The 19,391-nt window shown below is 67.3% G+C and carries 20 protein-coding genes; 12 read left to right on the top strand and 8 right to left on the bottom strand.

Features of this window, described 5'->3' with window-relative positions:
• Positions 1–27: 27 nt before the first annotated feature.
• The gene (locus G6N67_RS28300; protein WP_036438428.1) at positions 28–429 is read left to right on the top strand and encodes a RidA family protein; all 402 of its coding nucleotides are present in this window, start codon (positions 28–30) and stop codon (positions 427–429) included.
• On the opposite strand, the gene G6N67_RS28295 is transcribed toward G6N67_RS28300, so the two are convergent.
• Positions 381–743, bottom strand: a complete 363-nt coding sequence (locus G6N67_RS28295) for a DUF952 domain-containing protein (RefSeq protein ID WP_036437176.1) — start codon at positions 741–743, stop codon at positions 381–383. The genes G6N67_RS28300 and G6N67_RS28295 overlap by 49 nt on opposite strands.
• Before the next feature lie 159 nt (positions 744–902).
• Between G6N67_RS28295 and G6N67_RS28290 the strand changes: the two genes are divergently transcribed.
• Both G6N67_RS28290 and G6N67_RS28285 read left to right on the top strand, forming a co-directional pair.
• Entirely contained in the window at positions 903–1,094 is a 192-nt protein-coding gene (locus G6N67_RS28290) for a DUF7455 domain-containing protein (protein ID WP_036437174.1), read from the top strand.
• A gap of 61 nt (positions 1,095–1,155) precedes the next feature.
• Positions 1,156–2,121 carry a YihY/virulence factor BrkB family protein gene (locus G6N67_RS28285; RefSeq protein WP_036437172.1) on the top strand — a complete coding sequence of 322 codons (966 nt, stop codon included), beginning with the start codon at positions 1,156–1,158 and terminating at the stop codon, positions 2,119–2,121.
• Here the strand turns inward: G6N67_RS28285 and G6N67_RS28280 are convergent.
• A complete protein-coding gene (locus tag G6N67_RS28280; RefSeq protein ID WP_036437169.1) occupies positions 2,111–2,347 on the bottom strand; it encodes a DUF3039 domain-containing protein in 237 nt (78 codons plus the stop codon). The two genes, G6N67_RS28285 and G6N67_RS28280, sit on opposite strands and share 11 nt — an antisense overlap.
• 104 nt (positions 2,348–2,451) lie before the next feature.
• Between G6N67_RS28280 and G6N67_RS28275 the strand changes: the two genes are divergently transcribed.
• From G6N67_RS28275 to G6N67_RS28265, 3 genes are all read left to right on the top strand, one after another.
• Positions 2,452–2,883, top strand: coding sequence for a DUF3099 domain-containing protein (locus tag G6N67_RS28275; RefSeq protein ID WP_229481299.1), 432 nt, complete (start codon positions 2,452–2,454; stop codon positions 2,881–2,883).
• 138 nt (positions 2,884–3,021) lie between these two features.
• Positions 3,022–4,011 (top strand): sigma-70 family RNA polymerase sigma factor, encoded by a 990-nt coding sequence (locus G6N67_RS28270; RefSeq protein WP_268951224.1) that lies wholly within the window; start codon positions 3,022–3,024, stop codon positions 4,009–4,011.
• A 174-nt stretch (positions 4,012–4,185) separates the two neighbouring features.
• The gene (locus tag G6N67_RS28265; protein WP_073909946.1) at positions 4,186–4,881 is read left to right on the top strand and encodes an iron-dependent transcriptional repressor DtxR; all 696 of its coding nucleotides are present in this window, start codon (positions 4,186–4,188) and stop codon (positions 4,879–4,881) included.
• 14 nt (positions 4,882–4,895) lie between these two features.
• On the opposite strand, the gene G6N67_RS28260 is transcribed toward G6N67_RS28265, so the two are convergent.
• Positions 4,896–5,951 (bottom strand): DUF4192 domain-containing protein, encoded by a 1,056-nt coding sequence (locus G6N67_RS28260; protein WP_036437165.1) that lies wholly within the window; start codon positions 5,949–5,951, stop codon positions 4,896–4,898.
• Positions 5,952–6,128: 177 nt separating this feature from the next.
• Here G6N67_RS28260 and sthA point away from each other — a divergent pair, with 177 nt between their 5' ends.
• On the top strand, positions 6,129–7,535 hold the full coding sequence (gene sthA / locus G6N67_RS28255; RefSeq protein ID WP_179976881.1) for a Si-specific NAD(P)(+) transhydrogenase: 1,407 nt from the start codon (positions 6,129–6,131) through the stop codon (positions 7,533–7,535).
• Here sthA and G6N67_RS28250 read toward each other — a convergent pair whose 3' ends face one another.
• Positions 7,536–8,342: a trypsin-like peptidase domain-containing protein gene (locus tag G6N67_RS28250; RefSeq protein ID WP_036437161.1), complete on the bottom strand. Its 807-nt coding sequence runs from the start codon at positions 8,340–8,342 to the stop codon at positions 7,536–7,538. It lies immediately after the preceding gene.
• Positions 8,343–8,522: 180 nt separating this feature from the next.
• Between G6N67_RS28250 and G6N67_RS28245 the strand changes: the two genes are divergently transcribed.
• From G6N67_RS28245 to G6N67_RS28235, 3 genes are read left to right on the top strand one after another with little or no spacing between them, the layout of a single operon-like run.
• Complete coding sequence (locus G6N67_RS28245; protein ID WP_036437156.1) at positions 8,523–9,530, top strand: proteasome assembly chaperone family protein; 1,008 nt, start codon at positions 8,523–8,525, stop codon at positions 9,528–9,530.
• A gap of 36 nt (positions 9,531–9,566) precedes the next feature.
• A complete protein-coding gene (locus G6N67_RS28240) occupies positions 9,567–10,589 on the top strand; it encodes an alpha/beta fold hydrolase (protein ID WP_036437152.1) in 1,023 nt (340 codons plus the stop codon).
• Between the two features lie 49 nt (positions 10,590–10,638).
• Positions 10,639–11,325 (top strand): PhzF family protein, encoded by a 687-nt coding sequence (locus tag G6N67_RS28235; RefSeq protein ID WP_036437150.1) that lies wholly within the window; start codon positions 10,639–10,641, stop codon positions 11,323–11,325.
• A 3-nt stretch (positions 11,326–11,328) separates the two neighbouring features.
• On the opposite strand, the gene nrdR is transcribed toward G6N67_RS28235, so the two are convergent.
• Together nrdR and G6N67_RS28225 are read right to left on the bottom strand one after the other, a co-directional pair.
• Positions 11,329–11,778 (bottom strand): transcriptional regulator NrdR, encoded by a 450-nt coding sequence (gene nrdR / locus G6N67_RS28230; RefSeq protein WP_036437146.1) that lies wholly within the window; start codon positions 11,776–11,778, stop codon positions 11,329–11,331.
• A 163-nt stretch (positions 11,779–11,941) separates the two neighbouring features.
• Positions 11,942–12,424 (bottom strand): LysM peptidoglycan-binding domain-containing protein, encoded by a 483-nt coding sequence (locus G6N67_RS28225; RefSeq protein WP_081812692.1) that lies wholly within the window; start codon positions 12,422–12,424, stop codon positions 11,942–11,944.
• A gap of 187 nt (positions 12,425–12,611) precedes the next feature.
• On the opposite strand from G6N67_RS28225, the gene lexA reads away from it, so the two are divergent.
• Positions 12,612–13,307 carry a transcriptional repressor LexA gene (gene lexA, locus G6N67_RS28220; protein WP_036437143.1) on the top strand — a complete coding sequence of 232 codons (696 nt, stop codon included), beginning with the start codon at positions 12,612–12,614 and terminating at the stop codon, positions 13,305–13,307.
• Between the two features lie 15 nt (positions 13,308–13,322).
• On the opposite strand, the gene G6N67_RS28215 is transcribed toward lexA, so the two are convergent.
• Both G6N67_RS28215 and G6N67_RS28210 read right to left on the bottom strand, forming a co-directional pair.
• A complete protein-coding gene (locus G6N67_RS28215) occupies positions 13,323–15,605 on the bottom strand; it encodes an LGFP repeat-containing protein (protein WP_036437141.1) in 2,283 nt (760 codons plus the stop codon).
• Between the two features lie 176 nt (positions 15,606–15,781).
• Entirely contained in the window at positions 15,782–16,942 is a 1,161-nt protein-coding gene (locus G6N67_RS28210; RefSeq protein WP_036437138.1) for an acyl-CoA dehydrogenase family protein, read from the bottom strand.
• A 101-nt stretch (positions 16,943–17,043) separates the two neighbouring features.
• On the opposite strand from G6N67_RS28210, the gene G6N67_RS28205 reads away from it, so the two are divergent.
• The gene (locus G6N67_RS28205; RefSeq protein ID WP_036437136.1) at positions 17,044–19,332 is read left to right on the top strand and encodes a molybdopterin guanine dinucleotide-containing S/N-oxide reductase; all 2,289 of its coding nucleotides are present in this window, start codon (positions 17,044–17,046) and stop codon (positions 19,330–19,332) included.
• Positions 19,333–19,391 lie beyond the last annotated feature (59 nt).

Genomic DNA, 19,391 nt, shown 5'->3' with positions numbered 1-19,391 from the left:
GGCCTGGCTGCGCTCTACGATGACGGCGTGTCGCAGCGCCGGAACATCGCATCCGAATCCGAGTTCGAAGACGTCGTCGGATACTCGCGCGCCGTGCGCGTGGGTGACCACATCGCGGTGGCCGGAACCACCGGGTCGGGTGACGACCTCACCACCCAGACTCGTGACGCACTCGCGCGCATCGAACGCGCCCTGCAGGATGCCGGGGCGACGCTGGCCGATGTCGTCCGCACCCGGATGTTCGTGACCGACATCTCCCGGTGGCGCGAGGTCGGCGCCGTCCACGCCGAGGTGTTCGGCGACATCCGTCCGGTGACGTCGATGGTCGAGGTGTCGGCGCTGATCGCACCCGAGTTGCTCGTGGAGATCGAAGCCGACGCCTACGTCGCGACCAGCGGGGCGAATCGGCCGTCGTCGTCCGGCACATAGGCCGTGGTGTCGATCACGGCACTCACCGGCAGCGGCCCGTAGAGGTGCGGGAACAACATCGCGTCCGGATCCGTTGGGACACCGGGTTCCCAGCGCAGTGGATCCGACAACTTCGCCGGGTCGACGTGCAACAGCACCAGGTCATGGCGCCCGCCGTAGAGCCGGTTGGCCGGCAGGTGCACCTGGTAGGGGGCTGAGAGGTGCACGAAGCCCTGGGCGCGCAGCGACTCGGGCCGAAGCTCGCCCGTCGCCTGGGCGCGGGCCCAGTCCTCGGCACTGCACAGGTGAACCAACACGGGTGACGACGCGGACATACCGCCAGCTTGCCCCGTGAGCAACTCACCGGCGAAGTGAGACACGACACACCGGTAAACCCCTAGGGAACAAGGCCGGAACCGAAAACGTCTGACACAGTAGAGATACGCGAACCCGGCGACTTTGCCAGGTCGCGCAGAGCAGGAGACGGAGGAGCCATGAACGCAACTCTGACAAGCCCGGAGCTAACCAGAGCCGATCGCTGCGATCGTTGCGGTGCGGCCGCACGGGTGCGCGCCAAGCTGCCCTCGGGCGCCGAGCTGCTCTTCTGCCAGCACCATGCGAACGAGCACGAGGCCAAGCTCGTCGAGCTGGCCGCGGTGATCGAAGTCAGCCCGGTCCAGGCATAACAGCAGCCAAACACCACCCGCCTGGGCAGGAGCGCGTTTCGTCAGTAATGCTGGTCTGGTCATGACTGGCCAGCCGCTTCCAGTACCACCCTCACGCCACCACATCCGGCATATCGGTCGACGCACGTTGTCGAAGAGTTGGGACGATTCGATCTTTTCCGAATCGGCCCAGGCGGCGTTCTGGTGTGCGCTGTCACTGCCGCCGCTCCTGCTCGGGATGCTGGGCAGCCTGGCCTACATCGCGCCGTTGTTCGGCCCCGACACCCTGCCGGCGATCCAGGATCAGCTGATCACAGCGGCGAACAGCTTCTTCTCACCGAACGTGGTCAACGAGATCATCGAGCCCACGATCCGCGACATCGTCAAAGGTGCCCGCGGCGAGGTGGTCTCGGTGGGCTTCGTGATCTCACTGTGGGCAGGATCGTCGGCCGTGTCGGCGTTCGTCGACTCGATCGTGGAGGCCCACGACCAGACGCCGCTGCGCCATCCGGTTCGGCAACGGTTCTATGCACTGGGGCTGTATGTGATCATGCTGGTCAGCGCGATCGCCGCGGCGCCGTTCATTGCGCTCGGCCCCCGGACCATCGGCGAGCACATCCCCGACAGCTGGGACAACGTGCTGCACTACGGCTACTACCCGGCACTGGTCATCGCCGTGATCGTCGGGGTGACGCTGCTCTACCGGGTCTCGCTGCCCAAACCTCTGCCGACACACCGGCTGCTGCTGGGGTCGGTGCTGGCCACCGTGGTGTTCCTGGTCGCGACCTTCGGGCTGCGGCTCTATCTGGGCTGGATCACCAGCACCGGCTACACCTACGGGGCGCTCGCGACGCCGATCGCGTTCCTGCTGTTCGCCTTCTTCCTCGGATTCGCGATCATGCTGGGCGCCGAGCTGAACGCGGCCATCCAGGAAGAATGGCCCGCGTCCGACACTCACGCCCGGCGGCTGCGCGGCTGGCTGGAGGAGAAGGCGCTCAACGGCAAGGGTCAGCCGGCGGCCGCGGCAGACGAACCGACTACTTCTTGAGGGTTTCGTAGATGCGCTTGCAGTCGGCGCACACCGGCGAACCCGGCTTGGGTGATTTGGTCACCGGAAACACCTCGCCACACAGCGCGACCACGTGCGTTCCCATGACCGCGCTCTCGGCGATCTTGTCTTTCTTGACATAGTGGAAGAACTTCGGGGCGTCGTCGTCGGTCCCGTCGTCGACGCGCTCGTCGGCGTCAGTGCGCTCGATGGTCTGGGTTTGCATATCTCTATTGTGCTCCTCACGTCCGCGACCTCCATTGTGCCCGGACACTCCCGCCGGGGAAATCCAACTGTCCCTGCGCCGACCGGATGTGAAACAGTGGAGGTATGAAACAAAGCCACGAGCTGAGTTTCGACGACGATTTCGACGGTGAGGGTCGTCCCATCCTCATCACTCGCGCCGCACCGGCTTACGAAGAACAGCACCGTCAACGGGTCCGCAAGTACCTGACGCTGATGGCGTTCCGCATCCCCGCGCTCATCCTGGCGGCGGTCGCATACAACATCTGGCAGAACGGGCTCATCTCGCTGGCCATCATCCTGGTCTCGGTGCCGCTGCCGTGGATGGCCGTGTTGATCGCCAACGACCGCCCGCCGCGGCGCGCCGACGAACCCAGGCGCTACCAAGCCGGCGAACGCCATCATCCGGTGATCTCCCCGGCCGAGTGGGCCAGCCTCTCCGGCACGCAACCGAGTGCGGGCGACGCCGGCCAACGCCGGGATTCGGCCGCCCCACCGCAACCCGACTCGGCCGACTGAAGCGTCCGCGTTCCCAGCTGAGCCGCTTCTTTAGCTATTCTCAGGATAATCTCAGGTCGTCGGCGAAAAACTGCTGGTCAACACGCATGAATCCGATGCGCGGCGGGAACTCTTTGGTGGCATGACGCGTTGTACGTCATGACAGTTCGAGCCGATCAGGAGGCCGTCATGGCAAATGCCACCACAAGCCGCGTCGACAGCGATCTGGACGCCCAGAGCCCGGCCGCCGACCTCGTGCGCGTGTATCTGAACGGCATCGGCAAAACAGCGTTGCTCAACGCCGCCGATGAGGTCGAGCTCGCCAAGCGCATCGAGGCCGGTCTTTACGCGCAGCACCTGCTGGACACCAAGAAGCGTCTCGGCGAGAGCCGCAAACGCGACCTCGCGATCGTGGTCCGGGACGGCGAGGCGGCCCGCCGCCACCTGCTGGAGGCCAACCTGCGCCTCGTGGTGTCGCTGGCGAAGCGGTACACGGGCCGCGGGATGCCGCTGCTGGACCTGATCCAGGAGGGGAACCTGGGTTTGATCCGCGCGATGGAGAAGTTCGACTACACCAAGGGCTTCAAGTTCTCGACGTACGCCACCTGGTGGATCCGTCAGGCCATCACGCGCGGCATGGCCGACCAGAGCCGCACCATCCGGCTGCCCGTCCATCTCGTCGAGCAGGTCAACAAGCTGGCCCGCATCAAGCGCGAGATGCACCAGAACCTGGGCCGCGAGGCCACCGACGAGGAACTCGCCGAAGAGTCGGGCATCCCCGTCGAGAAGATCAACGATCTGCTCGAGCACAGCCGGGATCCGGTGAGTTTGGACATGCCGGTCGGCACCGACGAAGAGGCTCCGCTGGGCGACTTCATCGAGGACTCCGAAGCCATGTCGGCCGAGAACGCCGTCATCTCGGAACTGCTGCACACCGACATCCGGCACGTGCTGGCAACCCTCGACGAGCGCGAGCAGCAGGTGATCCGCCTCCGGTTCGGCCTCGACGACGGCCAGCCCCGCACCCTCGACCAGATCGGCAAGCTGTTCGGCCTGTCCCGCGAACGGGTCCGCCAGATCGAGCGCGAGGTCATGGCCAAGCTGCGCAACGGCGAACGGGCCGACCGGCTCCGCTCCTACGCCAGCTAGCTCGATCCTGCCCTGTGCCCGCCGGTTGTACCGGCGGGCACAGGGCATTTCTGGCCTGGCTGGGGCCCCGACTACCCTGTTCGTGCTCGTTGACGATCGGCGCGATGTTGCACCGCAGTTCAACCGGCGAAAACGGTAGACTGTGCGGTGACGTATGGGGCTGGGAAGGCGCGAATGAACGATCTTGTCGATACCACCGAGATGTACCTGCGGACCATCTACGACCTCGAGGAAGAGGGCGTGGTGCCGCTGCGTGCACGCATAGCCGAACGGCTCGACCAGAGCGGCCCCACCGTGAGCCAGACCGTGTCGCGCATGGAACGCGACGGCCTGCTGCACGTGGCAGGCGACCGGCACCTGGAACTGACCGACAAGGGCCGCGCGCTCGCCATCGCCGTGATGCGCAAGCACCGGTTGGCCGAGCGGCTGCTCGTCGATGTCATCGGACTGCCATGGGAGGACGTCCACGCCGAGGCGTGCCGCTGGGAACACGTGATGAGTGAAGACGTCGAGCGCCGGCTTGTGCAGGTGCTCAACAACCCCACCACGTCCCCGTTCGGCAACCCCATCCCTGGGCTGTCCGAACTCGGCGTCGGTCCAGGCAGCTTCGGTTCGGACACGGCCAGCCTCGTGCGGCTCACCGAATTGCCCGTCGGGCTGCCCGTCGCGGTGGTGGTCCGTCAGTTGACCGAGCACGTCCAGGGCGACACCGAGCTGATCGGCAGGCTCAAGGACGCCGGGGTGGTGCCCAATGCCAGGGTCACCGTCGAGGCCAACGACCACGGCGGCGTGATGATCCTGATCCCCGGCCACGAACAGGTCGAGCTGCCGCATCAGATGGCGCATGCCGTCAAGGTCGAGAAGGTCTGACGGGTCACTCATACCTACGCCTCGGTCCGCGAGGTGCCGCCGCTGAACGTCCGTCGCGCCGGTAGCCGCACGCCGAGCCGGTCGGCCTGACGGTAGCCGCTGAGCGCCAGTTCACGGATCTGCTCGGGCCGCATGCCCGTTTGCAGGGCCGTGTCGAGCATGCCCGCCATGCGGTGCTCGGGGCTGCACCGCAGCGCCGCGTCCAGCGACACCCCGGCCAATGGGCCGTCGCCGCGGACATACGCCGAAAACGCCAGCAGCACCAGCGCGTCGGCCCGCCACGGTTCGGGAAGCGCACGAGCCAACTCGGCCCACAACGCCTCGGCAGCACCGGCGTTGTCCCCGACCGCGAGTGCATACAGGGTGTCGCGCACGTGCGGATGCCCCAACGCCACGGCCAACCGCGCCATCCTGGCGTCGGACAGCACGATGCCCTGCGACAGCTCGTCGGCGGCGGCGATGGCCGATTCGACCTCCGCGCGGATCTGGGCGCGCCTGCGCGGGCCCGGCAGCATGCCTGCGATCACCGCACGCAGCCGATCCCCGCGGGCCGGGTCGGCTTCGACGGTCTGCACGAGCTCCGCGCGGCGCCGGTACAGCCTGCGGCCGTCAAGCACTGCTGCCGCAGCCATCGGCGTCGACAGCGGATCCTCGATCACACCGCCCCGACCGCACCAGTCGACGCAGTGCCAGCGGCCACCCACCTCGACGCGGTCGACGACGTGCACGGCCAACAGCTCGACACCGTGAGCGGCGAGCTCGTACGCCAGGGTGTCGGCCAGGTGCCGGTGGGCGTCGCCGCATTGCAGACAGTCGGCGCCGTTCTCGTCCACGATGACGGCGACCACGCCGTGCGGTTCGGCCGCCGCGGCGACCTCGGCCAGGTGCGCGACCGGTTCGTCCATGTCGTCGGAAAGATCCATGCGCATGACGCATCCCAGCTGTCCGTGATCGGTGGTCACGACAACCAGCGATTGCTCGGGGACGAACCCGAGCACCGCGGGTAGCGCGGCGATCAGCGAACCGGGATTGTCGAGCGGAGATTCGGGGGTGTCGGGTGCTGTGGTCATGGGTTGACCGTGGCAACGGGCACCGTCACCGGCGCGCGCCGTGGCACCCTGTACGCGTCGGCCTGTGGATGAATTCCAACCTGGGGATAACCCGCCCGCGGATTTGTTAACACGTTGTTTGGCGTGGTCCGCGTGCGAGATCGGAGCAACCGGCGTAAACACTCACCCATGGGTTCGATGCTGGAGTATGACCTCGTCGTCATCGGTTCAGGTCCGGGCGGACAGAAGGCCGCGATCGCGGCGGCGAAGCTCGGCAAGACCGTTGCCGTGGTGGAGCGGGGACGGATGCTCGGCGGCGTCTGCGTCAACACCGGCACCATTCCCTCCAAGACGCTGCGGGAAGCCGTCGTCTATCTGACCGGGATGAGCCAGCGCGAGCTGTACGGCGCCAGCTACCGCGTCAAGGAGAAGATCACGCCGGCCGACCTGCTGGCCCGCACACAGCATGTGATCGGGCGGGAACAGGACGTGGTGCGCAATCAACTGATGCGCAACCGCATCGACCTGATCAGCGGACACGGCAGATTCGTCGACGCCCACACCGTGCTGGTCGAAGAGCCGACGCGCGGTGAACGGACCACTGTCAGCGGCGAATACATCGTGATCGCCACCGGCACCAAGCCCGCCAGGCCCACCGGTGTCGAGTTCGACGAAGACCGGGTGCTGGACTCCGACGGCATCCTCGACCTCAAATCGCTTCCCACGTCGATGGTCGTGGTCGGCGCCGGCGTCATCGGCATCGAGTACGCCTCGATGTTCGCCGCGCTCGGCACCAAGGTCACCGTGGTCGAGAAGCGCGACTCGATGCTCGATTTCTGCGACCCCGAGATCGTCGAAGCGCTCAAGTTCCACCTGCGCGACCTGGCCGTCACCTTCCGGTTCGGTGAGGAGGTGACCGCCGTCGACGTCGGGTCGGCCGGCACGGTCACGACGCTGGCCAGCGGCAAGCAGATTCCCGCCGAGACCGTGATGTACTCGGCGGGCCGACAGGGCCAGACGGAGCACCTCGACGTCGAGAACGCCGGGTTGGAGGTCGACAACCGCGGCCGGATCTTCGTCGACGACAACTTCCAGACCAAGGTCGACCACATCTACGCCGTCGGCGACGTCATCGGTTTCCCGGCGCTGGCCGCCACGTCGATGGACCAAGGCCGGCTGGCCGCGTATCACGCGTTCGGTGAACCCGCCAAGGACATCACCGACCTGCAGCCGATCGGCATCTACTCGATTCCCGAGGTGTCCTACGTCGGCGCGACCGAAGTGGATCTGACCAAGAACTCGATCCCCTACGAAGTCGGGGTGTCGCGGTATCGGGAGCTGGCCCGCGGTCAGATCGCCGGCGACTCCTACGGAATGCTCAAGCTGCTGGTCTCGACCGAGGATCTCAAGATCCTCGGCGTGCACATCTTCGGCACGAGTGCCACCGAGATGGTGCACATCGGCCAGGCCGTGATGGGTTGTGGCGGCACCGTCGAATACCTCGTCGACGCGGTGTTCAACTACCCGACTTTCTCCGAGGCCTACAAGGTCGCCGCACTCGACGTGATGAACAAACTGCGTGCGCTCAACCAGTTCCGGGTCTAGCTAGCAGTCGTCGCCGAACGCCGCGGGCGCCGCATCGCCGTCGCCGCCGGCTTCCGCGCGGGCCAACACGGCGGCGATCGCGGTGTCGAAGCGGGGCGAGAACGACACGTCGTCGTCGCATCCGCCGCCGTCGAGCCCGCCGACCAGACCCGTCACGGTCGACCCGACGGTCCACGGTGCCCCGCTGAACCCGTTGGTGAGCCCGGCGCACGGCAACGACGGGAAACCCTGTTCCGTGCCGGTCACGCCGCGACAACCGAGCGGTCCGCCACCCTCACCCATCGGGTAGCCGGTGACCGTCACGGCCGTGCCCGCCGGCGGCGCGGCGCCCAGCAGCAGCCCGCCACCCGCGTCGGACTGCACCGTGACCCCGTCGTCGCGGCTCACCCGTGCGATCGCGAAATCCGCCTGAGGATCCTGATCGGTGAGCCATCGCGGATCCAGATAGACCGCGCGAACGTGCCACGGGTTGTCGGCATCGTCGTGGAAACCCGGGACGAACGTGGTGTCGACGCCGTCGGTCAGGCAGTGCGCCGCGGTGAGGATCAGATCCCCGCCGGGAGTGTCGAGCACCGCAGCGCTGCAGGTGTGCCACGAATCCCCGCCGAGGAACACCGCGCCGACCCGCGGGTCCGGGTCGACCGCTCCCGCGGACGCGACCGTGTTGGCCTGCGGGGTTACCTGCACGGTCGTGGTGGGTACAGCAACCGTGGCACTCGTGGCTTGCGGCGATGCCGCGCGACCGCAGGCCGAGAGTGCGAGCACGCTCGCACACACCACGCCCACCCGGGCCAACCTGGATCGCATCCCATCGATCTTGCCCCACCTGCGCGCTCTTGGCAGGAATGCAGGCCGGGTGGCACTACGTTCGAACGAACATGCGGGGCGCAACCAGCCCACCGCGGGTGAATGCGAGACACTAGGAAGTAAGGCACGCGGCGCAGGAGCGATCCGCCGGACTGCCTGCATGGCGAGGAGACTGAGTGAATGGCCGATAGCAGCGAGAACCCCGAGCAGCACTACCAGCCCGACCAGAGCGGTATGTACGAGCTCGAATTTCCCGCGCCGCAGCTGTCGTCGTCCGATGGCCGCGGCCCGGTGCTGATCCATGCGTTGGAGGGCTTCTCCGACGCGGGACACGCGATCCGGCTCGCCGCCGAGCACCTCAAGAACACCCTGGACACCGAGCTCGTGGCGTCGTTCGCCATCGACGAACTGCTCGACTACCGGTCGCGACGCCCGCTCATGACGTTCAAGACCGACCACTTCACCGCATACGAGGATCCGGAACTCAACCTCTATGCGCTGCACGACAGCGTCGGAACTCCGTTTCTGTTGCTCGCCGGTCTTGAACCCGACCTGCGCTGGGAGCGATTCATCACCGCGGTCCGGCTGCTCGCAGAACAACTCGGCGTCCGCCGCATCATCGGCCTCGGCACCATCCCGATGGCCGTGCCGCACACCCGGCCGGTCACGTTGACCGCGCACGCCAACGACAAGGAGCTCATCTCCGATCACACGCCGTGGGTCGGCGAAGTGCAGGTGCCCGCCAGTGTGTCGAACCTTCTGGAGTTCCGGATGGCCCAGCACGGCCACGAGGTCGTCGGCTTCACCGTGCACGTCCCGCACTACCTGGCCCAGACGGCCTATCCCCCGGCCGCCGAGGCGCTGCTGGCCGAGGTGGCCAGGACCGGTTCGCTGCAACTGCCGCTCGCCGCGCTGTCCGAAGCAGGGGCCGAGGTCTACAGCAAGATCAACGAGCAGGTCGAGGCCAGTAGCGAGGTGGCCCAAGTGGTGACCGCGCTCGAGCGCCAGTACGATGCGTTCGTTGCCGCACAAGAGAATCGGTCTCTGCTGGCACGGGACGACGAACTGCCCAGCGGCGATGAGCTGGGCGCCGAGTTCGAGCGGTTCCTGGCCCAGCAGACCGGCGAGAAGTTCAAGGACGACAAGTACAAGGACGGGAACGGAAGCGACGGCGACACCTATCCGTAAGCGCCCGACGCCGGGACGACAGCGAGGTTGGCGACCATGACCGAACGCAAGCCCAATCTGCGCACCGTGCGGGACGCCACACCAACGCTGGAGTTCCGCACCATCCACGGTTATCGCCGCGCCTACCGGGTGGCGGGTTCCGGACCCGCGATCCTGTTGATCCACGGCATCGGCGACAACTCCACGACGTGGCACACCGTGCAAAACGCGCTGGCACAGCGGTTCACCGTGATCGCGCCCGACCTGCTGGGCCACGGCCGCTCGGACAAGCCGCGGGCCGACTACTCCGTCGCCGCCTACGCCAACGGCATGCGCGACCTGCTCAGCGTTCTCGACATCGAGCATGTCACGGTGATCGGGCATTCCCTGGGCGGCGGCGTCGCGATGCAGTTCGCCTACCAGTTCCCGCAATTGGTGGACCGGCTGATTCTCGTCGGCGCCGGCGGCGTCACGAAGGACGTCAACATCGCACTGCGCATCGCGTCGCTGCCGATGGGCAGCGAGGCGCTGGCCCTGCTCCGCTTGCCACTCATGCTGCCCGCACTACAGATCGTCGGGCGGGCCGCCGGAATGTTCTTCGGCTCCACGGGCACCGGGCGCGACATCCCCGACATGCTGCGCATCCTCGCCGATCTGCCCGAACCCACCGCGTCGTCGGCCTTCGCCCGCACGCTTCGGGCCGTGGTGGACTGGCGCGGCCAGGTGGTCACCATGCTTGACCGCTGTTACTTGACAGAATCCGTTCCGGTGCAACTGGTTTGGGGCGACTGTGATTCGGTGATCCCCGTCAGCCACGCCCGGATGGCACACGCAGCGATGCCCGGTGCCCGACTTGAGATCTTCGAGGGGTCCGGGCATTTTCCGTTCCACGACGATCCCGACCGGTTCGTCGAGGTGGTCGAACGGTTCATCGACTCCACGCAACCCGCGGTCTACGACCAGGAGTTGCTGCGCAAACTCCTGCGCACCGGCATCAGCGAATCGACCCTCACCGGTCCGGTGGACACCCAGGTCGCGGTGCTCGACGCGATGGGCGCCGACGAGCGCAGCGCGACCTGACCGCCGTCGTGGCCCTTTGACCGTGGGGCGGAACCAGTAGCATCGGGCTATGGCCATCGACGTGACAGTGTTGCGCGTGTTCACCGATTCCGACGGGCGCTTCGGCAATCCGCTGGGCGTGGTCGACAACAGCACGGTCGATCCGGGCGACCGACAGCGAATCGCCACCGAATTGGGTTACAGCGAAACGATTTTCGTCGACCTGCCGGAACCCGGCGGCAACTCCGCGCGGGCCCGCATCTTCACCCCGGCCGCCGAATTGCCGTTCGCCGGACATCCGACCGTCGGAGCCTCGTGGTGGCTGCGCGACTCCGGACGCCCGATAAAGACCCTGCAGGTGCCTGCCGGAATCGTGCAGGTCGAGTACGACGGGGAGCTGGCCGCCGTCAACGCGCGATCGGAATGGGCACCTGGCTTTGCGATCCACGACCTCGCCACCGTGGACGAAGTGCTGGCCGCCGATCCCGACGACTACGACGACGACACCGAGCACTATCTCTGGGCATGGGTGGACGCCGAGGGCGGAGTGCTGCGGTCCCGTGCGTTCGCCGCGCATCTCGGCATTCCCGAGGACGAGGCGACCGGTGCGGCGGCCGTCCGGATGACCGACTACCTCAGCCGGGATCTGACGATCATCCAAGGGAAAGGGTCAGAAATCTACACCCGTTGGAGCCCTGAGGGATGGGTGCGCGTCGCTGGCCGCGCCATCCACGACGGCACCGTGCAACTCGATTGAGGGTTAGCTGCGGTGCGCCCGCAGCGTCGCGATCTCGCGTTCGAAATCTTCGGCCGACGAAAAGGACCGGTACACCGACGCGAATCGGAGGTAAGCGACTTCGTCCAGTTCGCGCAGTGGCCCCAGAATCGCCAGGCCGACCTCGTGACTGGGAATCTCGGGCGAACCCAATCCCCGCACCGCGTCTTCGACCTGCTGCGCCAGGAGGTTGAGGGCATCATCGTCGACCTGCCTGCCCTGACAGGCCCTGCGCACGCCGCGGATAACCTTCTCACGGCTGAACGGCTCGGTCACGCCGCTGCGTTTGACGACTGCGAGCACCGCGGTTTCGACCGTGGTGAACCGGCGGCCACACTCCGGGCACGATCGACGCCGCCTGATCGCTTGCCCTTCGTCGGTCTCCCTGGAGTCGACCACCCGCGAATCGGGATGACGGCAGAACGGACAGTGCATCACCGCTCCTTCGTCACGCCGCAGGACAACTAGTTCGAGCGCCCTTGAGCGTACCCGCGCCGGGATCGGCGGACTCACGTCCGGTCCCCATGACGCATAGGCGGCCAGACCACTCGCGAGTGGCATTGCGCACCTGGACGATTCGACGCTCACGGCACCGGTCTCAGCCGACCGGGGCGATCAGGGTCTGACCGGCGTCGATGGCCGACGAATCGAGCTGGTTGAGGTCGCGGATCTGCTGAACCACGTCGGCCACGGGGGCGTCGGGTGCCACGCGTCGGGCTACGTGCTGCAGCGTCTCCCCCGACTGGACCTGCACCACAGCCAGTTCGCCAAGGGCGGGCGCGGGAGTACCGACGACTCCACCCAGCTGCGCCACCAGCCCCAGCCACACCGTGATGGCGGCCGCGACCAGCGCCAACAGCACCGTGGTGACCGGCGTGATCGGCCGGCGGCGATGCGACGCGCGCGACATCAGCACGCCGGTGCCGCGGTACCGCAACGCGGCACCCGCGGGGCGCCCGGGCACCGGGCGGCGGCGACGCACCGGCGCAGGCATGTGGGCCGCTGCGCGCTGGTGCGCGGCGTGCGGGGTGGTCTTGACAGCGCGGAAGCGGCTGTCGGCGGGGATGTCGAGGATGGCCATCTGACTGCCTTTCGGTCCGGCGTATTCGCTCCTGTGTTCGAAATATAGTCGATCACATGTTCGATGAATAGAACGTGTGATCGAACTGTTGCACAGCGTAGGACGGGCCACCGACAAGTAGCGCCGCCCGCGACACACCTCGAACACATGTTTGATCATCGAGCTTTCAGGGACTAGATTCGGCGCCATGAGCGACGACAGCAGCGACACGGACACCACTGGCCGGCAGCGCCAGGACACCGGTCTCACCGAGCGCCAACGGACCATCCTCGAGGTGATCCGGGCCTCGGTCACCAGTCGCGGCTATCCGCCAAGCATCCGGGAGATCGGCGATGCGGTGGGCCTGACGTCGACGTCGTCGGTCGCCCATCAGCTGCGCACCCTGGAGCGCAAGGGCTATCTACGGCGTGACCCCAACCGGCCGCGCGCGGTCGACGTCAGGGCCGCCGACGATCCGGCGGCCGCCGCGACCGTGACCACCGACGTGGCCGGCTCCGACGCACTGCCCGAGCCCACGTTCGTGCCCGTGCTGGGCCGGATCGCCGCAGGCGGTCCGATCCTCGCCGAGGAAGCCGTCGAGGACGTCTTCCCGCTCCCACGCGAACTCGTCGGGGAAGGCTCGCTGTTCCTGCTCAAGGTCGTCGGCGAGTCGATGGTCGACGCGGCCATCTGCGATGGCGACTGGGTCGTGGTCCGCCAGCAGAACGTCGCCGACAACGGTGACATCGTGGCGGCCATGATCGACGGCGAGGCGACCGTCAAGACCTTCAAGCGCACCCGCGGTCAGGTGTGGCTCATGCCGCACAACCCCGCGTTCGACCCCATCCCCGGCAATGACGCCGCGGTGCTGGGCAAAGTGGTCACGGTCATCCGCAAGATCTGACCGCCGACCGCGCGCTCAGTCGGCGCGGACGAAGCCGTTCGTCCGCGCGAACTCCTCACTGGCGAACCAGATCTCGGCCACCGCGTCGTCGTACTGGCGGCTGTCCGGCGACCAGTACATCCCGGTCTTCGTGTCGGCCTTGATGGGATATCCCTGCGGGGCCCGCTGCGGATCGTCGAGTGGCATGTGAAGCGCGGTCGCGGTGACCGGCTCGTCGAGTTCGATCGCCGCATGCCTGCCGCTCGGCGTCTCGGCGTGGATGTCGCCGCGAGACGGCGTGGCCGCCGCGACCGCGGCAGGAGTCACGATCGGCGTGGGCGCGGTGTCGACGTCGTCGGAGTTCTCGAACTGCGCTTCGTCGTCGTGCGCCGGCTCCGCGCCGAGTGCGTCGTCGTGCCGACCGTCGTCGTAGTCACGGTCGTCGCGCTCGTCGGATCCGGTCGGCACCGCCTCGTCGTGCGCGTCATGGTCGAGGCTCTCGTAGTCGGCTTCGAAATCGTCTTCGTCGAAGTCGTCGTCGTGATCGTCCTCGTGGCCGCCGAACAGTTCGACGGCTTCTTCGGGCTGCTCGTCGTCGTCCTCGTCGACGGCCGTACTGAAGCCGCCGGGCGCGGCCCACTGACTCACCGGCATGGCGATGTCGGTCGGGCCGTCGAACGGCGACGGCGACGACTGCGCCGACGGCTCGCGGTACTGGCCCGTGAAGTGGGCCGTGGTGGGTTCGTCACCGTGGAACGGATCGGCCTGCTCGTAGGGGTTCGGCCGGTCGTCGGACCGGTCGTCATCGCCGTAACGGGACGCGTCGTATCGGGGCTGCGCATACGGATCGTCGTCGTAACCGTCCGTTTCGTGATACCGCGCATCGCCGTAATGGCCGCCGTCGTCGTCGTATTCGTCGTCGTCGAACCGATCGTGGTCGAAATCGTCGTCACCGCGGCCGCGGCGGCGATGCCACACCGCAGCGCCCACGATCAGGCCGGCGACGACCAACACCGGGATCAGTGCGAGCAGCCACCACCAGCTCCAGTGCCACGAGAACGGCTTGTCCTTGTCGGTGTTGGCCGCGGGCGGATTCCCCTGCTGTGGCGCCTGTTCCAGCCCGGGGATCTCCAGGCCGGACAGCTCGGAGGCCAGTTTCGGCGGCTCGGTCGTGAACGTGTTGTCCGAGCGGTCCCACGAGATCGACCCGCCGTTGAACTGCTGGGTGACCACGCTGCCGTTCTCGGTCTGGTCGCCCTTCGGCGCACCGAGCTCCCCCTTGGCGCCGCCGAGCTTCTCCCACGCGGCGTTCATCGCGCCGCGCACGATCACGGCGCCGAAGTCCGGTGTCCAGAAGATCACCGGCTTGTCCGGGGCCGCGAACGTCGCGATCCGGCTGTTGGGCCCCAGGCCGCCTTCGGTCTCGCTGCTGGTCGGGAAGCCCATGTCCCCCTCGGGCCCGCCGACACTCTCGTACTTCTCCAGCACCTGGTCGGTGATCGCGTTGGCGCCGGTTTCGGGCGTGTAGAAGATCTTGCCGCGAGCGAAGTTCTGCGCAACGCCGTCGGTGTTGCCCACCGGGTAGATGTCACCGTCCTTGGCCCCGAGCGGCCCCATGTCACCGCCTGCGGCGCGTCGCGCGGCCGCGATCGCGGACGCCGGGTCGTTCGGGACGGCCAGGCCCGCGAGCTGGTCGGCCAGCTCGGGCGGGGTCGTGGTGAAGGTGTTGGTCTTGCGATCCCACGTCAGCTCGCCGCCGGTGAACTTCTGCGACAGCGTGTCGCCGCGGTACGCCTCGTCCTCGGTGGGCACGCCAAGGACGCCGGCCGACCCGCCGAGCTTGTCCCACGCCGCGTTGATCGCGCCACGCACGACGCGGGCGCCCGTGGCGGGCGTCCAGAAGATCACGGGCTTGTCCGACGCGCTGAAGGTCGAGTTCCGGCTGTCCGGTGCGCGTCCGGCGCCTTCGTCGATGGTCGGGAAACCGAGGTCGCCGTCAGGCCCTCCGAGCGATTCGTACTTCTCCAGGATCGCGCCCTGGACGTAGTGCGCGCCGGTGTCGGGGGTGAAGAAGATCTTGCCGTTGGCCAGATTCTGGGCGAATCCGGCACCCGCGGCATAGACGCCACCTTCACGCGGGCCCAAAGGGCCGCCGTCGCCGCCGCTGGCGTCCCACGCTGCGGTGATCGCGGCGTCGGCGTCGGATTCCGGTGACGCCGACGCCGACGGTGGCGCCAGCAGGGCGACCACGGCGACCGCAAACAGGCCGACAATGATCCGCCAAGCGGCCGTGTTCAGCCTCATTGCCGGCGTAGTCATGCACCCTCCCCGCTGTTCGGCAAAGTTCCCGCAAAAGTATCCCGCCCGACAACTCTGCTTCAGCAGGCGACGATAACCAAGGAACGTGGCCGATCCTGACCAAAAAACCCACGAATAATCTGCTTCGTGGGCCCTCAACCCGGTGATCTGGGGAAATTTCAGGGAAATCGTCCCGTCTAGACGCCCAGGCTTCGCCCGATGATCTCTTTCATGATCTCGGTCGTTCCACCGTAAATGGTCTGCACGCGCGCATCCAGATAGGCCCTGGCTACCGGGTACTCCCGCATGTAGCCGTACCCGCCGTGCAGTTGCAGGCACCGGTCGATCAGGCTGACCTGCTTCTCGGTGGAGTACCACTTGGCCATCGCGGCCTGCTCGACCGTGAGCTCCTCGGTCAGGTGCAGCCGGATGAACTCGTCGACCATCATCCGCACCACGGTGGCCTCGGTGGCGAGTTCGGCGAGCAGGAACCGGCTGTTCTGGAAGCTGCCGATCGGCTTGCCGAACGCCTTGCGCTCCTTGGTGTACTGGACCGTCTGCTCCAACACCGTCTCCATCGCCGCGGCGGCCATGATGGCGATCGAGATGCGTTCCTGCGGCAGGTTCTGCATGAGGTAGACGAAGCCCTGCCCTTCCTCCCCGAGCAGGTTCTCGACCGGAATCTTGACGTCGGTGAACGACAGCTCCGCGGTGTCCTGGGCGTCCAGGCCGATCTTGTCGAGATGCCTGCCGCGCTCGAAGCCCTCCATGCCGCGTTCGACGACGAGCAGCGAAAAGCCCAGCGCACCCTTGTCCGGGTCGGTCTGGGCCACCACGATCACCAGATCGGAGTTGATGCCGTTGGTGATGAAGGTCTTGGACCCGTTGAGCACGTAGTGGTCGCCGTCGCGCACCGCGCGGGTCTTGATGCCCTGCAGGTCGCTTCCGGTACCGGGCTCGGTCATTGCGATCGCGGTGATCAATTCGCCGGTACAGAACTTGGGCAGCCAGCGCTGCTTCTGCTCTTCGTTGGCGAGCCGCAGGAGATAGGGGGCCACGACGTCGTTGTGCAGGCTGAAGCCGATGCCGCTGTAGCGGCCTGCGACGGTCTCCTCGCACACGATGGTGTTGTAGCGGAAGTCCGGGTTGCCGCCACCGCCGTACTCCTCGGGCACCGCCATACCGAGAAAGCCCTGCTTGCCGGCCTCCAACCAGACGCCGCGGTCGACGATCTTGTCCTTCTCCCACTGCTCGTGGTACGGCGCGACGTGGCGTTCCAAGAACGCCCGGTAGGACTCGCGGAACAATTCGTGCTCCGGCTCGAACAGAGTGCGCTGGTACTTCACGACACCGCTCATGGTGGAACCTCCGGTACTGGGTTACGGACTCGGTGGCCAACCTATACCAACCGGATGGTTGGGCCCAGATTGGTCGAGGCAACGCGCCGTAGAATCCGGGCATGGCTCATTCCCCGACCAGCCTCGCGCACTGGGGGGCGTTCACCGCCGAGGTTGCCGCCGGAGACATCTCCACCGTCACGCCGATCGCGGGCGACGCCGATCCCTCGCCCCTGCTGGGCAACCTGCCGGGAGCGATCCGGCACCGGTCGCGCATCGCGGCGCCCGCGGTACGTCGCGGCTGGCTGCGCGACGGCCCCGGCCCGAGCGATGCCCGCGGCGCCGACGAGTTCATCGAGGTGTCGTGGGACGAACTCACCGAACTGCTGGCCGGTGAACTGCGGCGCATCGTCGACACCTACGGCAACGAGGCGATCTACGGCGGCTCATACGGCTGGGCCAGCGCCGGCCGGTTCCACCACGCCCAGAGCCAGGTTCACCGGTTCTTGAAAATGCTAGGCGGCTATACCTTCTCGCGGCACTCCTACAGCCTGGGCGCGACCGGCGTGATCATGCCCCGCGTCGTCGGTACCCACGACGACCTGTTCAAGCGCTCGACCGACTGGAACGTCATCGTCGAACACACCGATCTACTGGTGTGCTTCGGCGGCATCGCGCTGAAGAACACCGGCATCAATCACGGTGGGACGACCGGGCATCCGGCCCGCTCGGCGTTGCGCAGCCTGCGTGACCGCGGCGGGCGGATCGTGTCGTTCAGCCCACTGCGCGACGACGTCGAGGGCGACTGCGAGTGGCACGCGCCGATCCCGGGGACCGACGTCGCGGTCATGCTGGGCCTGGCCTATGTGCTGGCCACCGAAGGCCTGGCCGACCGGGCGTTCCTGCAGAAGTACTGCACGGGTTATGACCGCTTTGAACGCTATCTGCTGGGCCATGACGACGGTGTCGCGAAAACCCCACAGTGGGCCGCCCGGATCAGCGGTCTGGAGGCCGACGACCTCGTCACGCTGGCCCGCCGAATGGCCGGATCGCGGACCCTGGTCACCGTCAGCTGGTCGCTGCAACGGATCCGCCACGGCGAGCAGGCCCCGTGGATGGGCCTGACGCTTGCGGCGATGCTCGGTCAGATCGGCCTGCCCGGAGGCGGTTTCGGTCACGGCTACGGCTCGATGAACGAGCCGGGTCTGCCGCCGCTGCGCTGCCGGTTGCCCGCGCTGCCGCAGGGCCTCAACCCCGTGCAGACCTTCATCCCGGTGGCCGCGATCACCGACATGCTGCTCAACCCCGGCGAACCGTTCGAGTACAACGGGCTGAGCCTGACCTATCCGGACATCAAATGCGTGTACTGGGCCGGGGGCAACCCGTTTCACCATCACCAGAACATTCCGCGGCTGCGCCGCGCGTTGGCGCGGGTGGACACCATCGTCGTGCACGATCCGTACTGGACCGCGATGGCCAAACACGCCGACATCGTGGTGCCGTCGACCACGTCGTTCGAGCGGGAGGACTACTCGGGATCCCGCAACGATCCGTTACTGGTCGCCATGCGGGCGCTCGCGCAACCGTATGAGAACTCCCGCGACGATTACACGACGTTCTCGGCGCTGGCAACCGCACTCGGGTTCGGCGACCAGTTCACCGAAGGCCGCACTGCGCGGGAATGGCTCGTGCACATGTACGAGAAGTGGGCCGCCGGACTGGATTTCGATGTTCCGCCGTTCGAGGAGTTCTGGGCGGCGGGTCAGCTGGAGCTGCCGACCGAGCCCGGTTTGACCCTGCTGGGGGACTTCCGCGCCGATCCCCGCACACACCGGCTCGGCACCCCCAGCGGTGTCATCGAGATCTTCTCGGCCGACATCGACGCGTTCGGATACGACGACTGCGCGGGACATCCCGCGTGGTACGAGCCCACCGAATGGCTGGGCGGGCCGCGCGCCACCCGATACCCGCTGCACCTGGTCGCCAACCAGCCCGCGACCCGGCTGCACAGCCAGCTCGACGGCGGAGCCACCAGCCAGGGCTCCAAAATCCAAGGGCGGGAACCGATCCGGATGCACCCGGTCGATGCGGCCGCGCGGGGCCTGGTCGACGGTGACGTGGTCCGGGTGTTCAACGACCGCGGTGCGTGCCTGGCCGGCGTCGTGGTGGACGACCGGCTGCGCCAGGACGTGGTGCAGCTGTCGACGGGCGCCTGGTACGACCCGGCCGATCCGGCCGACCCCGATTCGCTGTGCGTGCACGGCAATCCGAACGTACTCACCGACGACGCAGGCACATCGTCGCTCGCGCGGGGCTGCACGGGTGCGCACGTCCTGGTGCAGGTGGAGAAGTTCGCTCGCCCGCTGCCGCCCGTACGAGCCCACGAGCCGCCGCGCATCGTCGCGCGCTGAGCCGGCACGAGAGTTCGCTCGATTTGCATGTGACCGTTGCGTGAGAGTGCAAAGATCCT

Origin of the sequence: Mycolicibacterium mageritense, assembly GCF_010727475.1 — a bacterium.
Classification (GTDB): Bacteria; Actinomycetota; Actinomycetes; order Mycobacteriales; family Mycobacteriaceae; genus Mycobacterium; species Mycobacterium mageritense.
This window is presented reverse-complemented; position numbering and strand designations above follow the sequence as displayed.

Coding starts and splice junctions, on each gene's coding strand:
- nrdR (WP_036437146.1), bottom strand. CDS start 11,778: ATGCACTGTCCGTTCTGCCGTCATCCCGATTCGCGGGTGGTCGACTCC.
- G6N67_RS28210 (WP_036437138.1), bottom strand. CDS start 16,942: ATGAGCGGTGTCGTGAAGTACCAGCGCACTCTGTTCGAGCCGGAGCAC.
- G6N67_RS28235 (WP_036437150.1), top strand. CDS start 10,639: ATGGCCATCGACGTGACAGTGTTGCGCGTGTTCACCGATTCCGACGGG.
- G6N67_RS28225 (WP_081812692.1), bottom strand. CDS start 12,424: ATGGCCATCCTCGACATCCCCGCCGACAGCCGCTTCCGCGCTGTCAAG.
- G6N67_RS28250 (WP_036437161.1), bottom strand. CDS start 8,342: ATGCGATCCAGGTTGGCCCGGGTGGGCGTGGTGTGTGCGAGCGTGCTC.
- G6N67_RS28215 (WP_036437141.1), bottom strand. CDS start 15,605: ATGACTACGCCGGCAATGAGGCTGAACACGGCCGCTTGGCGGATCATT.
- G6N67_RS28205 (WP_036437136.1), top strand. CDS start 17,044: ATGGCTCATTCCCCGACCAGCCTCGCGCACTGGGGGGCGTTCACCGCC.
- lexA (WP_036437143.1), top strand. CDS start 12,612: ATGAGCGACGACAGCAGCGACACGGACACCACTGGCCGGCAGCGCCAG.
- G6N67_RS28280 (WP_036437169.1), bottom strand. CDS start 2,347: ATGCAAACCCAGACCATCGAGCGCACTGACGCCGACGAGCGCGTCGAC.
- G6N67_RS28290 (WP_036437174.1), top strand. CDS start 903: ATGAACGCAACTCTGACAAGCCCGGAGCTAACCAGAGCCGATCGCTGC.
- G6N67_RS28245 (WP_036437156.1), top strand. CDS start 8,523: ATGGCCGATAGCAGCGAGAACCCCGAGCAGCACTACCAGCCCGACCAG.
- G6N67_RS28265 (WP_073909946.1), top strand. CDS start 4,186: ATGAACGATCTTGTCGATACCACCGAGATGTACCTGCGGACCATCTAC.
- G6N67_RS28295 (WP_036437176.1), bottom strand. CDS start 743: ATGTCCGCGTCGTCACCCGTGTTGGTTCACCTGTGCAGTGCCGAGGAC.
- G6N67_RS28240 (WP_036437152.1), top strand. CDS start 9,567: ATGACCGAACGCAAGCCCAATCTGCGCACCGTGCGGGACGCCACACCA.
- sthA (WP_179976881.1), top strand. CDS start 6,129: ATGCTGGAGTATGACCTCGTCGTCATCGGTTCAGGTCCGGGCGGACAG.
- G6N67_RS28275 (WP_229481299.1), top strand. CDS start 2,452: ATGAAACAAAGCCACGAGCTGAGTTTCGACGACGATTTCGACGGTGAG.
- G6N67_RS28260 (WP_036437165.1), bottom strand. CDS start 5,951: ATGACCACAGCACCCGACACCCCCGAATCTCCGCTCGACAATCCCGGT.
- G6N67_RS28285 (WP_036437172.1), top strand. CDS start 1,156: ATGACTGGCCAGCCGCTTCCAGTACCACCCTCACGCCACCACATCCGG.
- G6N67_RS28270 (WP_268951224.1), top strand. CDS start 3,022: ATGACAGTTCGAGCCGATCAGGAGGCCGTCATGGCAAATGCCACCACA.